Source organism: Candidatus Methylopumilus planktonicus, assembly GCF_006364715.1.
GTDB lineage: Bacteria > Pseudomonadota > Gammaproteobacteria > Burkholderiales > Methylophilaceae > Methylopumilus > Methylopumilus planktonicus_A.
The window spans coordinates 1,051,540-1,070,113 of the sequence record NZ_CP040984.1 but is presented as its reverse complement, the minus strand read 5'-3'; the positions used below and the strand labels follow the sequence as shown (position 1 = coordinate 1,070,113).

Below are 18,574 nucleotides of genomic sequence, written 5' to 3'. Positions count from 1 at the left end.
TCTTGGAGATAGGATATGTTTGAAGTTGTTGATAGCAAGTCGCAAAATGCCATCATAAAAGTCATTGGTGTCGGTGGCTGTGGCGGAAATGCTATTGATCATATGATCGATAAGAATTTAACAGGTGTTGAATTTATCTGTGCCAATACTGACATGCAAGCTCTGAAAAAAAGTCGGGCAAGCCATATATTGCAGATTGGTCAGGAGATGACCAAAGGCTTAGGCGCTGGTGCCAAGCCTGAAATTGGAAAGCAAGCTGCTATTGATGATAAAGAAAAAATTATTAGCTCTATTAAAGGTGCTGATATGTTGTTTATCACAGCGGGGATGGGAGGGGGAACTGGGACAGGCGCTGCACCTGTAATTGCTCAGATTGCAAAAGAATTAGGTATTTTAACTATTGCAGTTGTGACTAAACCTTTTTTATTTGAAGGTAAAAGAACAGCGATTGCTACTGATGGTATTAATGAATTAGTTCAGCATGTAGACTCCCTAATTGTCATTCCAAATGAAAAATTAATGGAAGTTTTAGGGGAGAACATACCATTCTTAGAAGCCTTTAATGCAGCAAATGATGTTCTACATAATGCAGTTTCAGGTATTTCAGAAATTATTAATAGCCCAGGGTTGGTGAATGTTGACTTCGCTGACGTTAAGACTGTTATGGGTGAAATGGGAATGGCGATGATTGGTTCTGGAGTTGCACAAGGCGATCATCGTGCATATAAAGCATCTCAAGCTGCAGTTGCAAGTCCTCTTTTAGAAGATGTGAATTTAGTAAATGCGCGAGGTGTACTAGTAAATATCTCTGCAAGTAGTAAATTTACACTTAAGGAGTACCATGAAGTTATGGAAACGATTAAGCAGTTTGCTGCTATCGATTCAACAGTGATCGTTGGTAACGTTATTGACGAAGCAATGGGTGATTCTATTCGAGTGACTGTTGTAGCGACAGGACTAGCTCAAAACGTAAAACAAAGGATGCCCCGTATTGAACCCAGATCTATCATGCAAAATAAACAAAGCCCAACCCAAGAAGAGCCCTCTCTAGATGATGAACCAGATGTATTCAGTTCTAATGAAAATAGGGCCCAGGTTGAAATTATGAAAATGTCAGGTATGGAGGAATATGATATTCCTGCATTCTTAAGAAAAAAAGGCGAGTAAGCGCTCAATGATTAAACAAAGAACTATTCAAAAGTCAGTGCAGACTTCTGGTGTCGGTCTTCATAATGGTGAAAAAGTGACCATGACTTTAAAGCCCGCCGAAATGGATAAAGGGATTGTCTTTAGAAGGGTTGATCAAAAGAAAATTTATGAGGTTAAAGTAAGTCCTGAGGCTGTTAAAGATACCAAAATGTGTTCAGCTATTGGTCAAGATACTTCGCGTGTAGCTACCGTTGAACATTTAATGTCTGCATTATCAGCCACTGGTATCGATAATATTATTATCGAATTGAATGGATCCGAAGTGCCTATTATGGACGGAAGCTCCATACCATTTATCTACCTTCTTCAAACAGCAAAGATCAAAGAGCAAGATGCCGCGAAAAAATTTGTTTTAATTAATGATGTAATTGAAGTAAAAGATAAAGATAAGTGGGCGAGGTTTGAGCCTTACGACGGATTTAAAGTTGATTTTACAATCGATTTTCCTCATCCTGTTTTTGACGCATCGACTAACAAAGTTGCTTTGGATTTTTATGATGAATCCTATATCACAGAAATTAGTCGTGCACGCACATTTGGATTTATGCAGGAAGTTGAGTACTTAAGATCTAATGGTTTAGCTAGAGGTGGGTCACTCGATAATGCGATTGTCTTAGATGAGTACAAAATTATTAATAAAGACGGATTACGCTACAACGATGAATTTGTACGACATAAAATACTCGATGCCGTAGGTGATCTATATATGCTAGGTTATTCAATTATAGGTAATTTCAAAGCATACAAATCTGGCCACGAATTGAATAACAAATTATTGCTTGCACTACTTGCCAATAAAAAATGTTGGAGATTAACAACATTAGATAGCCAAGATCCTAAGACCTCTAATTTAGCAACACGTTATACAAATTCTAAGAATGGAATTTTAAATCAAGAAATAGCGGGAGTTTACCAATGAACATTTTAAGGCTTTTGATATTCATATTGCTTGCAGTATTAGTTGCATTTACATTTTTATATCTAAACACAAAGAATAAAAAATATATAAAGTATTTAAAACTTACTACAAATATCACATTAGTTCTAATCCTTATATTAATTTTAAGAATGCTTTAATTTCCAAGTGACTAAATCTAAAAAAACGATTGCAATTTTTGGAGCATCAGGATTTTTAGGATCCAGTATTGTTTTAGCTCTTAGCCAATCTAATCACAATCTAAAATTGTTTTCCCGAAACAAAGAAAAAATTAAATTATGGACAGTCAATCCACACGTTCAAATATTTGACTTAGATATTAATAATCTTACACAAATAAAAAAAGATTTAAAAAAGACAGATGTCATAATTAATCTCTTAGGCATACTTCATCAGTCTAAAAAGGAGTCTTTTGACAACATTCATCATATTTGGCCAAGTCATTTGGCTAAAGTAATGAAAGATTTAGATATTAAGCGATTGCTTCATGTAAGCGCGTTAGGTGCAAGTGTCAAGGCTCCTAGTTTGTATCTTAAATCTAAAGCTCTAGGGGAGTCTGAATTACTCAAACAAATAGATTTAGACTTAACTATATTAAGGCCTTCTATTATCTTTGGAGCAAAAGATAACTTTATTAATATGTTTAAAATTCTAGTTAAATGGCTTCCAGCAATAGTTCTCCTGTCACCTAATTCTAAATTTCAACCCATTTTTATTGATGATGTGTCAAAGATTTTAATTAAGACACTTTTTGATAAAACGACACACGGAAAAATGTACGATCTAGGTGGGCCTGATGTTTATTCGCTCAAAGATATCATTCGGCTTATTATTCGATCAGAAAAGTTAACTCGGATAATCATTCCACTTAACAGAAGTCTTTCATATCTATTCGCTTTCATCATGGAAATGATGCCAATTAAGATATTAACTCGCGATAATTGGAGATCTATGGAGGTTGATAATGTAGTGAATACACAACGTGAAATCTCCCACCGATATTCCCTCGAGCGTTTAGAGCATTACCTATCTAATAAGAAAAGTAGATCTCCAGTACGCTCCAGGTATGATTTTTATAGAACCAAATCTGGCAGATAAATGAAAATATATCTCGTAGGCGGCGCAGTTCGAGATCAAATCATGGGTTTATCAGTTAAAGATAAAGACTATGTAGTCGTAGGCTCTTCTTCTGAAGAAATGGTGAAATTAGGCTATAAACCTGTAGGTAAAGATTTTCCAGTTTTTCTTCATCCAAAAACACATCAAGAGTTTGCTTTGGCCAGAACAGAGCGTAAGGTTTCAAAAGGGTATAAGGGTTTTAAAGTTTACGCTTCCAAAGAAGTGACGCTAGAAGAAGATCTGCAACGAAGAGATCTTACAATCAATGCAATAGCAAAAGATAAAAGAGGACAAATTTTTGATCCCTTTGGTGGCATAAAAGATATTAAAAATAAAGTTCTACGACATGTGAGCTCTGCATTTGTAGAAGATCCAATTCGAGTGTTACGCATTGCTCGATTTTCTGCTCGATTTCACAAGTTTAAAATTCACCCTAAGACAGAAGCTCTTCTCAAGCAGATTGTAAAAAATAAAGAAATCGAAACTGTTGCCTCCGAGAGAGTCTGGCATGAACTTTCAGTGGGATTTACAGAAAAAAAATCCTATTTGATGTTTGAAGTGCTTAATCGATGCGGTGCGCTTAAATTATTACTACCAGAATTAGATTATCCAAAAAATAAAAACTCTATTAAAAGAAGTTTAGAATATGCAGCCAAATACAAATTCTCGACCGATATTAGAGCGGCTATATTTTTTATGCATACTTACCCTTTAAAAGTAGGTATTAAATGCAATGAAAAAATTTACATAAGACTTTCTGTACCTAATGCTGTTAAAAAAATAGCAGAGAAGTTAGTATTTAATCTATCCGACTTAAGGCAATTTAAAAAACTTAAGCCACAACAAGTTTTAGATTTGATCTATAAAATGGATTTATTTAGGAATCCGGAAATCCTCCCAGACGTAATGCAAATTTTTGAGGCTTATATTGAAGGTCAGCTAGGCCAGAAAAATACAGCCCAAAATACTTTAAAAGCGTTTCAAAAGTATTTAAAACATCTTAATAAATTAAATCTTAGTGCAATTAGCCAAAATAAACGAGGCGTCGATATTAAGGCTGCTATTTATGAGGCGCGACTCAAATTACTGGCCAAGCTTATCTAGTCTGCGCTGTAAGATGAGTAATTTTTGTAATTCGTTTATTTATAAAAACTGTTTTTTTATTTTGTCTTGAGACTAAGACAGTCTTCATACCGATCTTGTGAGCCGTTTTTAAATTAGCTAGATCATCTTCTACCATAGTGCATTGATGAGGCTCCTCTCCGAGATGCCTTAAAATTTTCCTAAAAGCATAGAGAGAAGGTTTTGGATTATATTTTGTTGTTTCAATACTGTAGACTGCCGAAAAATGCCTTTCAATTTTTAGAGATTTAATAATTGCGATCGCATAATGAAGCGGCGCATTTGTAAAAACTATTTTTTTGCCCTTGAGTTTTTTTAAAGTATTTTTTAAGGCGTGAGATTGCTTGACGAATTTAGAAAGCTCATGCGCATCGTGTGTTTTGAGTAAAAATTCTTTTGGATCGACATCATGATTTTCCATGAGCCCCTTTAATGTAGCACCATAGACTTTCCAATATTGGTCGCGTAATTCATGCGCAGCATCATGGCTAATATTAAGCTTTTGACTTACATAGGCAGTCATAGATTGATTAATGCGTGGAAATATTTTAGAACTTGCGTCGTGAAGCGTGTCGTCTAGATCGAAAATCCAAATTTTGGACAATTATTTTGCCTTAATTAAAGTTCCCACACCTTCGTCAGTTAATACCTCTAATAAAAGTGCGTGTTGCACTCTCCCATCAATAATATGCACACTTCTAACACCGCTTCTTGCAGCATCAAGTGCTGAACTTATTTTAGGTAGCATACCACCTGACAATGTCCCATCTTCTACAAGCTTATCTATCTCATTCGGAGTTAGTCCTGTGAGAAGTGAACCATTTTTGTCTAGTACTCCAGGTGTATTTGTTAGTAAGATTAATTTTTCAGCATTTAGTACTTCAGATAATTTTCCCGCGACTAGATCGGCATTAATATTGTAAGTCTCACCATCAGCTCCTACACCAATCGGGGCTATGACAGGAATAAAATCTCCATCATCTAAGAAATTAATAATACTAGGGTTGATGGATGCTATTTCACCTACGTGACCAAGATCGATTGTTTTTTTGGGGTCTGTCTCATCTTGCACTAGGAGTTTTTTAGCGTGAATAAAGTTTCCATCTTGGCCTGTGAGACCCACAGCTTTTCCACCATGTCTATTAATGAGATTTACAATCTCTTTATTCACCTGGCCACCTAAAACCATTTCTACAATATCCATGGTTTCAGTATCGGTTACCCTCATGCCTTGTATAAACTCACCTTTTTTACCAAGTTTATCCAGGTGCTCATTTATTTGTGGACCACCACCATGAACAACAACAGGGTTCATACCCACTAATTTTAAAAGAACGACGTCGCTAGCAAATGATTGTTTTAAATTTTCGTCGATCATGGCATTACCGCCGTACTTAATAACGATAGTTTTGCCAAAGAATTTTTTGATGTACGGCAAAGCCTCACTTAATATTTTGGCTTTGTATTCTGGTTGAATATTTTGACTCATTTTTATGCCTATAGTTTTTTAAAGATTTTAAAGCTTTTTAATAAAAAATTTTGAATTTCTTTGTGGCAAATAAGACTCTATTCTTTTTTTAGGAAGCTTTTGAATATTCTCTTCTTTAAAGCCCTTCTCAACGAACCAATGTTCAGTTCTAGTTGTTAAGGCAAAGAGATATTTGTAATTTTTCTCTTGCGCAATTTCTTCGCAGTAATTATATAGCTTTGAGCCAAAACCTTTAGACTGGTAATTTTTGTTAATAGCAAAACATGCAAATTCAACATGGTCGTCATAAGGATATAAAGCTGCACACCCGATAATTTTATTATCATGCTCGATCACGAAAAAGTTTTCTATCTCATGATCAATTCTCTCCTTGCCTCTTTTAATAAGATACCCCCCAGCCTCCAACGGATTAATAAGTTTATGAATGCCTTTAACGTCGTTATGTGAAGCAGGCCTAATAGCGTCGAGGGCTTTTTCGGTGATAACTGTTCCTAAACCATCATCTGTAAATAATTCTTGTAGAATCGCACCATCAATATGCCTATTAATGAGATGAATTTTATTTATACCTGCTTCAGAAGCTTTAATAGCAATTTCTAGAAGATCTAGGTCATTAGAGTTGATGTTTATGAGCTCATGTTTTTTTGGATAGTTTTTTGAAATGCTTTTATAAAGATTAATTGCCTTTTCTAACGTCATCTCGTGCAGAAGTTCATTTCTTAGATTAAAAATACCATCAGAATCTATGAGAAGAATAAGTTTATCCGCTTCTAAAGCGATAGAGGTTTTAAGCGCCACATCTTCCATCGTCAGATTAAATACTTCACCTGTAGGTGAATAACCAATCGGTGAGATCACTACCAACTCTTTATTATCCAATTTTTTCTTGATGGCAGCGCTGTCAATTTTCCTTACCTCCCCTGTATGTTGCATGTCGATACCATCAATTACACCTAAAGGTTTTGCAGTAATAAAATTTCCGCTAGAGACTTTAATATCACTACCTGCCATAGGCGAGTTTAAAAGACTCGATGAAAGTGTAGATTCAATATTGATTTTAATGAGGCCATTAGCTTCTTTAACTGCTTCCATACTTAAATCGTCAGTGACTCGAACATTTCTTACAAGTTGGGTTGAAATTTTTTTCTCTTTAAGTCTTTGATCAATTTGAGGTCTTGCACCATGAACGAGAATAATTTTGACGTTTAAGCAAGTTAATAAATTAATGTCATGGGAGAGTGCCGTAAACTGATCCTCATCGAGAAGCTCTCCGCCAAAAGCGATGACAAATGTTTTATTGCTAAAAGTGTTGATGTACGGAGCTGCTAATCTAAACCATCTTGCAAATGTTTGGCTGTCCAGTTTTTGAATGGGATTTGCAGGAGAGTTATTTTGAAAAAGACTAGAGGGCGCGCAATTAAGCGCTTCACATATTTTTAATAATTGCGCCTCACCGATGTTTTGCTCGCCCCTTTCTATTCTAGAAAGATTTCCGGGGTCGCTCGCAATTTTTTTTGCTAAGGTCTGCAGGGTTAGCCCTAAAGACCTCCTTCTTTTTCTGATTGCTTCGCCAAGAGACATAAGTGACTAATTTGCTTAAAATACATATTTTACATGTATTTTTTATAAAAATATCAAAATTTTTGCGTTTTATGCAAAATCACCCCATAAATTTTGCATAATAGAGAGTGCTACGATGGAGGCTGTTTCCGTTCTTAGAATTCTCTTACCAAATTTTACTGGAACAAAGCCGCTCCTTAAAGCCAAATCCATTTCTTTTTCTGAAAAACCGCCCTCAGGCCCCACCATAAAAACAACAGGGGAAAGAGGTTTTTCTAAATGATTAAGATTTTGAGCTTTCGCTGGCGTAAGGATTAATTTCAAACTGTCAGTTGTTTGGTTTTGATTGCTAAGCCATTGGGTTAAATGAGTCGGGCTTGAGATATCCGGAATAATGCTTCGCCCAGTTTGTTCGCAAGCAGAAATAGCAACCGTTCTCCAGTGCTCAATTTTTTTATCTGCTCTTTCACGATCTAGCTTAATAATAGATCGTTCAGTCAATAGTGGCTGTATGGATTGGATACCAAGCTCAACCGCTTTTTGAATAATCCAGTCCATTTTGTCGCCAGCTGCAAGACCTTGCGCAAGGGTTATTTTTAAAGGCGACTCATGATTCACTTCATACCTATCGATAATCTTAACAGAGGTTTTATGTTTGGATAATTCAATTACTCTTGCGACGTAATCAAAACCATCACCATTAAAGAGCGCAAATTGATCTCCCACCTTTAACCTTAAAACTTTTGTAGCGTGAATATGTGTTTGAGCGCCTAACTCAACGATATGTTTGAGCTCTAGGTTTTCGGAGTGGTAAAATCGATTTTCTTCCATAGTCAATTCTATTAAATAGGTAAGCTATATTAAGGCATAAAACATGGTTAGTTTAAATACTCCACTTTGCGATTTTGGTTGGAAAGCGATCGATTTTAATTTACTGGGGGTCGACGATAACATTTGGACTCTGGAAAAATCAAAAGGGGCTAATGGCTTACTCGTCATGTTTATATGTAATCACTGTCCTTACGTGAAAGCAATTTTGCCAAGACTTGTGAGTGATGTTCTGGCGCTAAAAGATCTAGGTATTGAAACGATTGCCATTCAAAGTAATAATTCTGAGAATTATCCTGAGGATTCATTTGAGAACATGAAACTCATTGCGAATCAATTTAACTTTCCTTTTCCTTACGTAATTGATGACAGTCAAGAAATCGCACATTTTTATAATGCTATTTGTACACCTGATTTTTTTGGCTTTAATCGCAATTTAGAGCTGCAATATCGTGGACGCTTCGATGCCACAGGTCGAGGAGAGCCACCCCCTAATAATACGCGTGATTTATATGAGGCAATGCTTCTTGTTGCTAAGACTCAGAAGGGCCCTGTCGATCAAAAGTCTAGTATAGGTTGCTCAATCAAATGGCGAGAATGAAAAGCATTTAGCTCAAATAATCAAGAGGCAAAAAGACCCTATTCACCTTGCTGAAAAGGGCTATTTAAGCAATAATTTAGCTAAAAATTACACTAATTTTTTAACTTTACATTTAGTACGCAGATATTTAAAAATATTTGTAATGCTGTCAATTTCGGGAGGCAATAATGGCAACACGTCAAGATTTAGCTAACGCGATTCGTGCGTTATCAATGGATGCAGTTCAAAAAGCAAACTCAGGACACCCAGGCGCACCCATGGGCATGGCTGAAATTGCTGAGGTTTTATGGAATCATCATTTACAACATAACCCTTCTAATCCAAACTGGGCTAATCGTGATCGTTTTATTCTTTCGAATGGCCATGGATCGATGTTGATTTATTCATTGCTTCATCTCACAGGTTACGATTTGCCGATGGACGAAATCAAAACATTCCGTCAACTTCATTCTAAATGTGCAGGTCACCCCGAATACGGTTATGCGCCAGGCGTAGAAACAACCACAGGACCTTTAGGTCAGGGCATAAGTAATGCAGTAGGTTTTGCAATGGCAGAAAAATTACTCGCTAACCAATTTAATAAACCGAATCATAAAATTGTAGATCATCACACGTATGTATTTTTGGGTGACGGTTGCATGATGGAAGGTGTTTCTCATGAAGCTTCTGCTCTTGCAGGCACATGGGGTCTTGGAAATTTAATTGCATTCTGGGATGACAACGGTATTTCTATCGATGGTCATATCGAAGGTTGGTATACAGACGACACAGCTAAACGTTTTGAATCTTATGGTTGGCATGTAATTCCAAATGTAGATGGCCATGATTTTGAAGCTATCAACAAAGCAGTTGAAGCGGCGAAGAAAATCACAGATAAACCATCATTAATTTGTTGTAAAACTATTATCGGTAAAGGCTCGCCTAACAAATCTGGATCGCATGATTGTCATGGGTCAGCATTAGGTGATGCTGAAGTAGCCGCTACAAGAGAAGCTATTGGTTGGAAGCACGATCCTTTTGTAATTCCTGAAGACGTATATGCAGGATGGAGCGGTAAAGATAAAGGCGCTAAAGCTGAAGCAGCATGGAACGATAAATTCGCAGCTTATGAAAAAGAATTCCCAGATTTAGCCACTGAATTTAAACGTCGTATGAAGGGTGATCTTCCAAAAAATTGGAAGGCATCCACTGATGCCATGATTAAATCAGTCAATGAAAAAGGTGAAGTATTAGCGACACGTAAAGCTTCACAAAACGCTATTGCTTCGCTGGCGCCAATGTTGCCAGAATTTGTGGGGGGTTCAGCAGACTTAACAGGATCTAACTTAACAAGCTGTTCGTCATTCCAACACGTAAGCGGCAAAACACCAGGTAATTATATTTCTTACGGTGTACGTGAGTTTGGTATGGCAGCTATTATGAATGGTATGGCGCTTCATGGTGGCGTGCTTCCATTCGGCGGCACTTTCCATATATTCACAGATTACATGAAGAATGGTATGAGAATGGCAGCGCTTATGAAACAAAGGGTAATCTATGTTTTAACGCATGACTCAATTGGTCAAGGCGAAGATGGCCCAACACATCAACCGATCGAAACTACATCAGGCCTTCGTTACATTCCTAGAATGGATGTTTGGAGACCAGCAGACTCAACTGAAACAGCAGTAGCATGGGTAGTTGCTGTTGAAAGTATCCACAACCCAACGAGCTTAGTGTTAAGCCGACAAAATACTTCATTTACAAAAAGAACTGATGCGCAAATTGATTTAATTCGCAAGGGTGCTTATGTATTAGCAGAAGCGGAAGGCGGTAAGGCAGATGTTATTCTGATAGCAACTGGCTCAGAAGTCGATCTTGCATTGAAGTCACAAGTTGCATTAAAAGAGCAAAATATTAAAGCGCGTATTGTTTCTATGCCATCAACAAATGTATTTGATCGTCAAGATCAGGCATATAAAGATAGCGTATTAACTAAAGGTGTAAAACGTGTATCGATTGAAGCCGGTATTACCGATTTCTGGAGAAAGTATATTGGTCTAGATGGTGCAGCTGTTGGTATTGATACATTTGGTGAGTCAGCACCTGGTGGCGCATTATTTAAACACTTTGGATTTACAGTAGAAAATGTCGTTTCAACTGTTAAATCAATTCTGTAATTTTTATTGAGTAAGTTTAATAAGGCATCTCAAATTTGAGATGCCTTATTTTTTACCAAAGGAAATCTTTATGGCAGTTAAGATAGCAATCACAGGATTTGGAAGAATAGGGCGCTTAATATTAAGAGCGATTTACGAGTTAAATCATCAGGATATTAAAGTAGTTGCCATTAATGCTAGTCGCGGTGATGCAGCATCTAATGCGCATTTGTTAAAATACGATAGCGCGCATGGAAAATTTAATGCTGATATCAAAACGAATGATCATGAAATTATTATCAATGGCGATGTTATCAAATTTTATAGCACAAGAAATCCTGAGGACTTGCCTTGGGGAAAATTAAATGTAGACGTGGTCATGGAATGCACCGGTGCTTTTACTAGCAAAGAAAAATCGATCATACATGTGAAACAAGGCGCTAAGAAAGTGTTGATTTCTTCACCGGGGGATAAAGATGTTGATGCTACTATTGTTTACGGCGTAAATCATCAAACTTTAAAAGCTTCTGACCTTATTGTCTCGAATGCCTCTTGCACAACGCATGGTCTGGCGCCAATGGTAAAACCATTGCATGAAAAACTAGGAATTGTCACAGGACTTATGACAACCATCCACTCATATACAAACGATCAATATTTAAACGACAATCAACATAAAGATCTTAGAAGAGCTCGCTCTGCTGGAGTTTCTATGATTCCCACCAAAACAGGTGCTGCCGAGAGTGTTGCATTAGTGATACCTGAGTTAAAAGGTAAACTTGATGGTATTGCGATTAGAGTGCCAACATTAAATGTATCATTAGTAGAGCTTACATTTACTCCTAAAAAAGCAACATCAAAAGAAGAAGTAAATCGCATTATGAAAGAAGCGGCTAACCAAGGTATATTAAAAGGCATATTAATTTACAATGATGAGCCTTTGGTATCCGTTGATTTTAATCATACAGAAGCTTCATCTCATTTTGATGCTAATCTCACTAAAGTAAGTGAAGACGGATTGCTCGTAAAAGTTTTTGGCTGGTATGACAATGAGTGGGGTTTTAGCTGTCGTATGATTGATACAGCTTTAGCTATGACAGCTGCCAAATAATATTTGATTAATGAACATCAAAAGACTAGTCGATTTAAATCTTAAAGATAAAAGAGTTTTTATTCGCTCTGACTTGAATGTCCCTATTCAAGATGGAAAAATTACTTCTCCTAAAAGAATTCTAGCTTCCATTCCGAGTATTACCTTTGCCCTTCAAAAAGGCGCCAGTGTTATGGTGACGTCTCATTTAGGCAGACCTGAAGAAGGAAAATTTAATGACAATGACTCATTAAATCTCGTGGTGGAGTTTCTAAAAGATCATCTTGATTATCCTGTGCGCCTTGTTTCGGATTGGGATAGTAAACCCTTTGATATAACTCCAGGCCAACTAATAGTTTTAGAGAATTGTAGATTTAATATTGGTGAAAAACGTAATGAAGAAGTTTTAGCAAAAAAATATGCTTCACTCGCAGATATTTTTGTCATGGATGCATTCGGAACGGCGCATCGCAAAGAGGCATCAACCTATGGTATTGCGGAATACATTGATATTGCATGTGCAGGTATTTTATTTTTGGCTGAGCTAGAGGCTCTTGAAAAAGCCTTGCTAAATCCTTTAAGACCTATGATCGCCATTGTAGGTGGCAGCAAAGTTTCCTCTAAGTTAAGCATATTAGATACATTGTCTGATAAAGTTGATCAGCTTATTGTTGGTGGCGGAATTGCAAATACTTTCATCAAGGCAATGGGTTTTGAAGTAGGTAGCTCTATGTATGAAGAAGAGTTAGTCCCTGCAGCAAAAAAAATTATAGATAAACTATCTAAGCGAGGTGCATCTTTACCTATTATTTCAGATGTAGTTTGTGGTAAAAAATTAGATGCAAATGAAAGAGCGACAACAAAGAATATTAAAGACGTCAGCCAAGATGACATGATCTTTGATTTAGGAAAGGACTCGGTGGATGAAATTGTGAAATGTATTCACAATGCTAAAACTATTATTTGGAACGGTCCAATTGGTGTATTTGAATTTGATCAGTTTGCAAAAGGCACTGAAACAATGACGAAAGCAATTGCAGATGCGTCCGCATTTTCATTAGCAGGAGGCGGCGATACTATTGCTGCGATTGAAAAATTTAATGTTGCAAATGATATTTCATATATCTCAACTGCAGGTGGTGCATTTCTTGAGTTTGCAGAAGGAAAAAAACTTCCTGCAATTGAAATCTTAGAAAGAAGATTTTAAATGGCCGAAAATCAATTAATAGCAACATCAATTAAGAGTCTTCCATTGCTTCATAAAGGAAAAGTGAGAGATATTTATGAGATTGATGATAAACATCTATTGATTGTTACAACAGATCGATTATCTGCGTTTGACGTTGTGATGGCAGAGCCTATTCCATTTAAGGGCTTTGTTCTGACGCAAATGGCTGACTTTTGGTTTAATAAGCTTTCCTTTGTAGTCGCCAATCATTTGTCTGGAATTTCACCAGAAAGCGTTGTAGCTGAAAATGAAGTAATTCAGGTAAAAAATCGTGCTATTGTCGCAAGAAAATTAAAGGCCTTGCCTATTGAAGCAATTGTTCGAGGTTACTTATCAGGCAGTGGCTGGAAAGATTATCAAAAAACACAATCACTATGTGGCATAAAACTTCCACAAGGTTTAAAAGAGTCTGCAAAATTAAGTGAGCCTATATTTACACCTTCTAGTAAAGAGGCAGTTGGCAGGCACGACGAAAATATTTCATATGAAGAATGTGAAGCTCGCGTCGGTAAAGATGTTGCATCCCGCATTAAAGAAATTAGTATTAAGCTATATCATGAAGCTTCAACTTTTGCTCTCACAAAGGGCATTATTATTGCAGATACCAAATTTGAATTCGGTTTAGATGATGAAAATCATTTAGTACTTATTGATGAAATATTAACGCCAGACTCTTCTCGGTTTTGGCCACTAGATCAATATCGTGAAGGAGCCTCGCAACCAAGCTTTGATAAACAATTTATTAGAGACTGGCTAGAAAATAGTGGATGGAATAAAACGCCACCACCGCCTTCATTACCAGAAGATGTAATTAGAAGAACAAGTGAAAAATATTTAGAAGCCTTTAAAAAACTTACAGGCCAAGACATTAAAAAGTAAATTAAATAAAAAAGGCGCCTTGATTAAGGCGCCTTTTTTTATTCATCAATTAAAGAAGTGGCACGATGAGAAGGGCCACAATATTAATGATTTTAATAAGCGGGTTAATAGCAGGGCCAGCAGTATCCTTGTAAGGATCACCTACAGTGTCTCCTGTAATAGCTGCTTTGTGCGCTTCTGAACCTTTACCACCATGATTACCATCTTCAATATATTTTTTTGCATTATCCCAAGCACCACCACCTGTGCACATAGAGATAGCAACAAATAAACCGGTCACAATCGTTCCCATAAGAAGACCGCCTAATGCTTTAGGTCCTAGAGTTAAGCCCACAATAATTGGAACTGCAACAGGAAGTAATGAAGGCACAATCATTTCTTTAATAGCTGCTGTCGTTAGCATATCAACGGCGCGAGCATAATCAGGTTTACCTTTACCAGTCATAATGCCTTTGATGGTTTTGAATTGACGTCTTACTTCTTCAACCACCGCACCTGCAGCTCTTCCAACAGCTTCCATGGCCATCGCAGCAAAAAGGTAAGGAATAAGACCACCAATAATTAATCCAATAATAACTAGCGGGTCACTTAGATCAAATGTAGTTGCAATACCGACAGACTCTAATTTATGTGTGTAGTCTGCAAAAAGAACAAGCGCTGCAAGGCCGGCTGATCCAATCGCATAACCTTTAGTGACTGCTTTAGTTGTATTTCCAACTGCATCTAATGGATCAGTTACATCACGAACGCTCTTAGGTAATCCAGCCATTTCAGCAATACCGCCTGCGTTATCGGTGATTGGACCATAAGCATCTAATGCGACAATAATGCCAGCCATACTTAACATCGATGTAGCCGCAACTGCAATACCATAAAGACCTGCAAGATGATGAGATACGAAAATTGCAATACAAACAGATATTACAGGCAAGGCTGTTGATTTCATTGAAATGCCAATGCCAGCAATAATGTTTGTTGCGTGACCTGTTTTGGAAGCGCGCGCAACGTGCCTTACAGGCTCATAATCTGTACCCGTATAATATTCAGTAATCCATACCAAAGCTGCTGTTAATACAAGGCCTACGATACATGCTTGGAATAAAGCCATAGAGGAAACGTTTACATTTTGGATTGAAACGCCTTCAGGAAATACAAAGTTTGTTACATAGTAGAAAGCTATAAGTGAAAGTCCGCCGGCTACGATGAGGCCTTTATATAAAGCAGGCATTACATTTTTCATTTTAGGTGTAGCTCTTACAAAGAAACATCCAACAATCGATGTCACGATAGATGACGCACCTAATAGAAGTGGATAAATAATTCCGCTTGCACCATTATTTGTAATGACGAGCCCACCAAGGAGCATAGTTGCAATTAAAGTTACCGCATAGGTTTCAAATAAGTCTGCTGCCATACCTGCGCAATCACCAACATTATCACCAACGTTATCTGCAATCACAGCAGGATTTCTTGGGTCATCTTCTGGAATACCAGCCTCAACTTTGCCTACTAAGTCGGCACCTACATCCGCCCCCTTAGTAAAGATACCACCGCCTAAACGGGCAAAAATTGAAATAAGTGAGGAACCAAAAGCGAGCCCAATAAGAGGATTTAAATCAGTTGCATCAGCTCCACCTAGGTACATATAAAACCCGGTGACACCAAGAAGCCCAAGTCCAACCACTAATAAACCTGTAATAGCGCCACCTTTAAAAGCTACATCAAGTGCTGGAACGATCCCTTTTGTAGCGGCTTGTGCAGTTCTAACATTAGCTTTCACTGAGACATTCATACCAATAAAACCGCAAGCGCCGGATAGAAAAGCACCAACGACAAAACCTATCGCAGTATCTTTGGATATAAACAAACCAATTAAAATGGCTAGCACCACACCTACGATCGATATCGCTTTGTATTGTCTTGCGAGGTAGGCTTTTGCCCCTTCTTGGATAGCAAGGGCAATTTCTTGCATTTTTGCATTGCCAGCAGGTAGTTTAAATATCCAAGCGCTCATCACTGCACCATAAAGAATTGCCAATAGCGCTGCGCCAATAATAAGGTTAAGTTCTGACATACATGCTCCTAAATTTTGAAATCTTAAAATGAAAAACTTATGTAATAAATTATCACATTCAATAACTTTGTGACTAGAAAACTACATATTTTAATTACAAATTATCCTGCGAAAAGCATTGACAAGCCGATTAAAAATAATAGACAAGCAAATATTTTTTTTAATGATAAAACAGAAATTTGATGAATCCATTTTGTTGCCAATCTTACAAAAATGAGACTTGAGGATGTTATCAATATAAGTCCAGGGAGATAGATGTAACCGATACTAAATTGAGGGAGTTGACTGACATGTAAGCCATTTTTGATAAATCCGAATGAAGCGCCTAAGCCAATAAATATTCCTAATGAGCTTGAGAGTCCGACCGCAAGTCGCGGTTTAACTTTATGATAAATGAAATAAGGGACAAACATTGTTCCACCTCCGATTCCAATAACGGTCGAGATAGAAGCGATGGCAAATCCATAAATATTAGCAAAAAAAACTGCTGGTAATTGAACAACACTTTTAATTGTAGGTGTCTTTAGAATCTCATAGGCAGCAAAAAAAGTATAGACAATAAAAGCATGTTTAATGAATGCGATATTTAAATGGGGTATGACAAAAGCCATCATAGCTGAACCTAATAAAACCCCAGGAATGTATTGAGTAGCAATCGACCAGTCCATATTATTTCGTTTTGAATGATAGAAGCTTGACACCCCCCCTGTAAAAACAATAGAAGCAAGCGATGTCCCAATGGCCATTAATATCGATTGATCAAAGGTAATTTGATGAAAATGGACTAAGACAAATGTGAGAATAGGTACGATGATAAGGCCCCCGCCAATACCGAGAAGTCCTGATAAAGTCCCGACGATGCTTCCAGCAAGGATGAGGATGATCGCTTCAGTCAGCATTTGTATGATGTTTAATTAATCTAATCAGTCGGTGTCTTAAAGGTGAATCTTCGAGGTTATTTAATAAATTTTCTAAAGCAAATTTAGCTTGAGCAGGAAAGCTTTTATATCGAGGAGGAGTGATTTTGGAATTTTTAATTACTAATTTAATTTTTAAGGATTTAATCGGATTAGCAAAGGGCATCTCTTTTTGAATCCCTTCATTCAAGTCCTTAAGTAGCGTGGACTCAATAAATTTTAATTTGCTCGCAATGCCACTGTTTTCAACGTAAATGGTCAAAATGTCGTCTTGAATCCCGCCAACATGAGATAAAGGGGCTAATTTGCTTGGAGCTTTGTTAGACCATAGCTTTTGATAGCCAGAAATAGAGCGATTTTTCTCTCTAATTAAGGAAAATACTTCACTTTCCAAAAGCTTGTTCACGGGCTTCATAAGTTATAATTATCTATTATTTCAGCTAAATTTTAGATTTCAATGCGAATTATCTTTGTAACAAATAGTACATCAAAGCCAAAAAGTGTCCATTTAGCAACTTTTATTGCCATACTATTTCTGTGCTTTATTGGGTTTATTCAAGGGATTAGCTGGCTTGATTCAAAATATAACGGCGACGTGGAAGAAAAAAAATCATTAATTAACCTGAAGCTTGACCTTAATTTGGGAAGCTTTCAAAAGAATTTAGATATTTATGCAACCCAAATTGGTGAGCTCCAAGCCCGATTGATGCGGATAGATAATCAATCCCAGAGACTTCAAGACTTTGCTAAAGAAAAATTAAAAACAAATGAAAAAATTCCTAAGCCAGCACCAATAAAATCATCTGGCCAAGGCGGCCCTTTTGTTCCTGAAAAGAATTTTACCGAAGCCGAACTTCAGTCATTTATTGATAAGTTAACACTTGATATTGAAAGGCATGAAGAGCACTACAATAATTTAGAAGCCATTTATCTAAAACAAAGTGTGTTTAAAGATACCTTGCCAAATGCTTCTCCAGTCAACGCACCTTTTAATTCATCAAGTTATGGTTGGAGAGTGGACCCTTTTTTAGGTGTGAGAGCGTTTCATGAAGGATTAGATTTTAGTGCAGATGCTGGCCAGCCTATTAAAGCTACTGCTGCAGGTATAGTGATATCAGCTGAAGTAACGCCTGAGTATGGCAATATGGTAAGAATTTCTCATGGATCTGGCCTTGAAACACGATATGCGCATGCAGCTAAATTATTAGTTAAAGAAGGTGATCGCATTAGAAAGAATCAAGTTGTAGCGTTAGTAGGTAACACTGGAAGGTCGACAGGCCCTCATCTTCATTATGAAATCAGAATGAATGGTGAGTCCTTAGATCCTCGAAAATATATTCAATATTAATTATTTCAAATTATTTCGACTAAGAATATTCACAT

The 18,574-nt window shown here is 37.0% G+C and carries 17 protein-coding genes; 10 read left to right on the top strand and 7 right to left on the bottom strand.

Annotated features, from left to right (window positions below; all coding sequences use genetic code 11):
- Positions 1–15: 15 nt before the first annotated feature.
- The 4 genes from ftsZ to FIT63_RS05580 all read left to right on the top strand — a co-directional run bounded on the left by ftsZ (position 16) and on the right by FIT63_RS05580 (position 4,369).
- Positions 16–1,167 carry a cell division protein FtsZ gene (gene ftsZ, locus FIT63_RS05595; protein ID WP_140006930.1) on the top strand — a complete coding sequence of 384 codons (1,152 nt, stop codon included), beginning with the start codon at positions 16–18 and terminating at the stop codon, positions 1,165–1,167.
- Positions 1,168–1,174: 7 nt separating this feature from the next.
- On the top strand, positions 1,175–2,128 hold the full coding sequence (lpxC, locus tag FIT63_RS05590) for a UDP-3-O-acyl-N-acetylglucosamine deacetylase (protein ID WP_140006929.1): 954 nt from the start codon (positions 1,175–1,177) through the stop codon (positions 2,126–2,128).
- A 165-nt stretch (positions 2,129–2,293) separates the two neighbouring features.
- Positions 2,294–3,244 carry a complex I NDUFA9 subunit family protein gene (locus FIT63_RS05585; RefSeq protein WP_140006928.1) on the top strand — a complete coding sequence of 317 codons (951 nt, stop codon included), beginning with the start codon at positions 2,294–2,296 and terminating at the stop codon, positions 3,242–3,244.
- Positions 3,245–4,369 (top strand): tRNA nucleotidyltransferase/poly(A) polymerase-related protein, encoded by a 1,125-nt coding sequence (locus FIT63_RS05580; protein ID WP_140006927.1) that lies wholly within the window; start codon positions 3,245–3,247, stop codon positions 4,367–4,369.
- Here FIT63_RS05580 and FIT63_RS05575 read toward each other — a convergent pair.
- The 4 genes from FIT63_RS05575 to FIT63_RS05560 all read right to left on the bottom strand — a co-directional run bounded on the left by FIT63_RS05575 (position 4,362) and on the right by FIT63_RS05560 (position 8,267).
- Positions 4,362–4,991, bottom strand: coding sequence for a pyrimidine 5'-nucleotidase (locus tag FIT63_RS05575; protein ID WP_140006926.1), 630 nt, complete (start codon positions 4,989–4,991; stop codon positions 4,362–4,364). The two genes, FIT63_RS05580 and FIT63_RS05575, sit on opposite strands and share 8 nt — an antisense overlap.
- The gene (gene argB / locus FIT63_RS05570; RefSeq protein WP_140006925.1) at positions 4,992–5,876 is read right to left on the bottom strand and encodes an acetylglutamate kinase; all 885 of its coding nucleotides are present in this window, start codon (positions 5,874–5,876) and stop codon (positions 4,992–4,994) included. It lies immediately after the preceding gene.
- Between the two features lie 27 nt (positions 5,877–5,903).
- Complete coding sequence (gene argA, locus FIT63_RS05565) at positions 5,904–7,457, bottom strand: amino-acid N-acetyltransferase (RefSeq protein ID WP_140006924.1); 1,554 nt, start codon at positions 7,455–7,457, stop codon at positions 5,904–5,906.
- Between the two features lie 69 nt (positions 7,458–7,526).
- Entirely contained in the window at positions 7,527–8,267 is a 741-nt protein-coding gene (locus FIT63_RS05560; protein ID WP_140006923.1) for a 16S rRNA (uracil(1498)-N(3))-methyltransferase, read from the bottom strand.
- A gap of 43 nt (positions 8,268–8,310) precedes the next feature.
- On the opposite strand from FIT63_RS05560, the gene FIT63_RS05555 reads away from it, so the two are divergent.
- From FIT63_RS05555 to FIT63_RS05535, 5 genes are all read left to right on the top strand, one after another.
- Positions 8,311–8,865: a thioredoxin family protein gene (locus FIT63_RS05555; RefSeq protein ID WP_140006922.1), complete on the top strand. Its 555-nt coding sequence runs from the start codon at positions 8,311–8,313 to the stop codon at positions 8,863–8,865.
- Between the two features lie 167 nt (positions 8,866–9,032).
- Positions 9,033–11,024 carry a transketolase gene (tkt, locus tag FIT63_RS05550; protein ID WP_140006921.1) on the top strand — a complete coding sequence of 664 codons (1,992 nt, stop codon included), beginning with the start codon at positions 9,033–9,035 and terminating at the stop codon, positions 11,022–11,024.
- A gap of 70 nt (positions 11,025–11,094) precedes the next feature.
- Positions 11,095–12,114: a type I glyceraldehyde-3-phosphate dehydrogenase gene (gene gap / locus FIT63_RS05545; RefSeq protein ID WP_140006920.1), complete on the top strand. Its 1,020-nt coding sequence runs from the start codon at positions 11,095–11,097 to the stop codon at positions 12,112–12,114.
- A 10-nt stretch (positions 12,115–12,124) separates the two neighbouring features.
- Positions 12,125–13,300, top strand: a complete 1,176-nt coding sequence (locus tag FIT63_RS05540; RefSeq protein WP_140006919.1) for a phosphoglycerate kinase — start codon at positions 12,125–12,127, stop codon at positions 13,298–13,300.
- Positions 13,301–14,200, top strand: a complete 900-nt coding sequence (locus FIT63_RS05535; protein WP_140006918.1) for a phosphoribosylaminoimidazolesuccinocarboxamide synthase — start codon at positions 13,301–13,303, stop codon at positions 14,198–14,200.
- 49 nt (positions 14,201–14,249) lie between these two features.
- Here the strand turns inward: FIT63_RS05535 and FIT63_RS05530 are convergent, their stop codons facing one another.
- The 3 genes from FIT63_RS05530 to FIT63_RS05520 form a co-directional block, all read right to left on the bottom strand.
- Entirely contained in the window at positions 14,250–16,274 is a 2,025-nt protein-coding gene (locus FIT63_RS05530; protein WP_140005651.1) for a sodium-translocating pyrophosphatase, read from the bottom strand.
- Between the two features lie 101 nt (positions 16,275–16,375).
- Positions 16,376–17,173, bottom strand: a complete 798-nt coding sequence (locus FIT63_RS05525) for a sulfite exporter TauE/SafE family protein (protein ID WP_140006917.1) — start codon at positions 17,171–17,173, stop codon at positions 16,376–16,378.
- Positions 17,163–17,606, bottom strand: a complete 444-nt coding sequence (locus FIT63_RS05520; protein WP_140006916.1) for a DciA family protein — start codon at positions 17,604–17,606, stop codon at positions 17,163–17,165. The genes FIT63_RS05525 and FIT63_RS05520 overlap by 11 nt, the downstream gene beginning before the upstream one ends.
- 42 nt (positions 17,607–17,648) lie before the next feature.
- Between FIT63_RS05520 and FIT63_RS05515 the strand changes: the two genes are divergently transcribed.
- Complete coding sequence (locus FIT63_RS05515; RefSeq protein ID WP_140006915.1) at positions 17,649–18,539, top strand: M23 family metallopeptidase; 891 nt, start codon at positions 17,649–17,651, stop codon at positions 18,537–18,539.
- Positions 18,540–18,574 lie beyond the last annotated feature (35 nt).

Bases quoted from the DNA above. Each gene is read 5' to 3' on its own strand.
- ftsZ (WP_140006930.1), top strand. From the start codon at position 16: ATGTTTGAAGTTGTTGATAGCAAGTCGCAAAATGCCATCATAAAAGTC.
- lpxC (WP_140006929.1), top strand. From the start codon at position 1,175: ATGATTAAACAAAGAACTATTCAAAAGTCAGTGCAGACTTCTGGTGTC.
- FIT63_RS05580 (WP_140006927.1), top strand. From the start codon at position 3,245: ATGAAAATATATCTCGTAGGCGGCGCAGTTCGAGATCAAATCATGGGT.
- argB (WP_140006925.1), bottom strand. From the start codon at position 5,876: ATGAGTCAAAATATTCAACCAGAATACAAAGCCAAAATATTAAGTGAG.
- argA (WP_140006924.1), bottom strand. From the start codon at position 7,457: ATGTCTCTTGGCGAAGCAATCAGAAAAAGAAGGAGGTCTTTAGGGCTA.
- FIT63_RS05560 (WP_140006923.1), bottom strand. From the start codon at position 8,267: ATGGAAGAAAATCGATTTTACCACTCCGAAAACCTAGAGCTCAAACAT.
- FIT63_RS05555 (WP_140006922.1), top strand. From the start codon at position 8,311: ATGGTTAGTTTAAATACTCCACTTTGCGATTTTGGTTGGAAAGCGATC.
- tkt (WP_140006921.1), top strand. From the start codon at position 9,033: ATGGCAACACGTCAAGATTTAGCTAACGCGATTCGTGCGTTATCAATG.
- gap (WP_140006920.1), top strand. From the start codon at position 11,095: ATGGCAGTTAAGATAGCAATCACAGGATTTGGAAGAATAGGGCGCTTA.
- FIT63_RS05540 (WP_140006919.1), top strand. From the start codon at position 12,125: ATGAACATCAAAAGACTAGTCGATTTAAATCTTAAAGATAAAAGAGTT.
- FIT63_RS05535 (WP_140006918.1), top strand. From the start codon at position 13,301: ATGGCCGAAAATCAATTAATAGCAACATCAATTAAGAGTCTTCCATTG.
- FIT63_RS05530 (WP_140005651.1), bottom strand. From the start codon at position 16,274: ATGTCAGAACTTAACCTTATTATTGGCGCAGCGCTATTGGCAATTCTT.
- FIT63_RS05525 (WP_140006917.1), bottom strand. From the start codon at position 17,173: ATGCTGACTGAAGCGATCATCCTCATCCTTGCTGGAAGCATCGTCGGG.
- FIT63_RS05520 (WP_140006916.1), bottom strand. From the start codon at position 17,606: ATGAAGCCCGTGAACAAGCTTTTGGAAAGTGAAGTATTTTCCTTAATT.
- FIT63_RS05515 (WP_140006915.1), top strand. From the start codon at position 17,649: ATGCGAATTATCTTTGTAACAAATAGTACATCAAAGCCAAAAAGTGTC.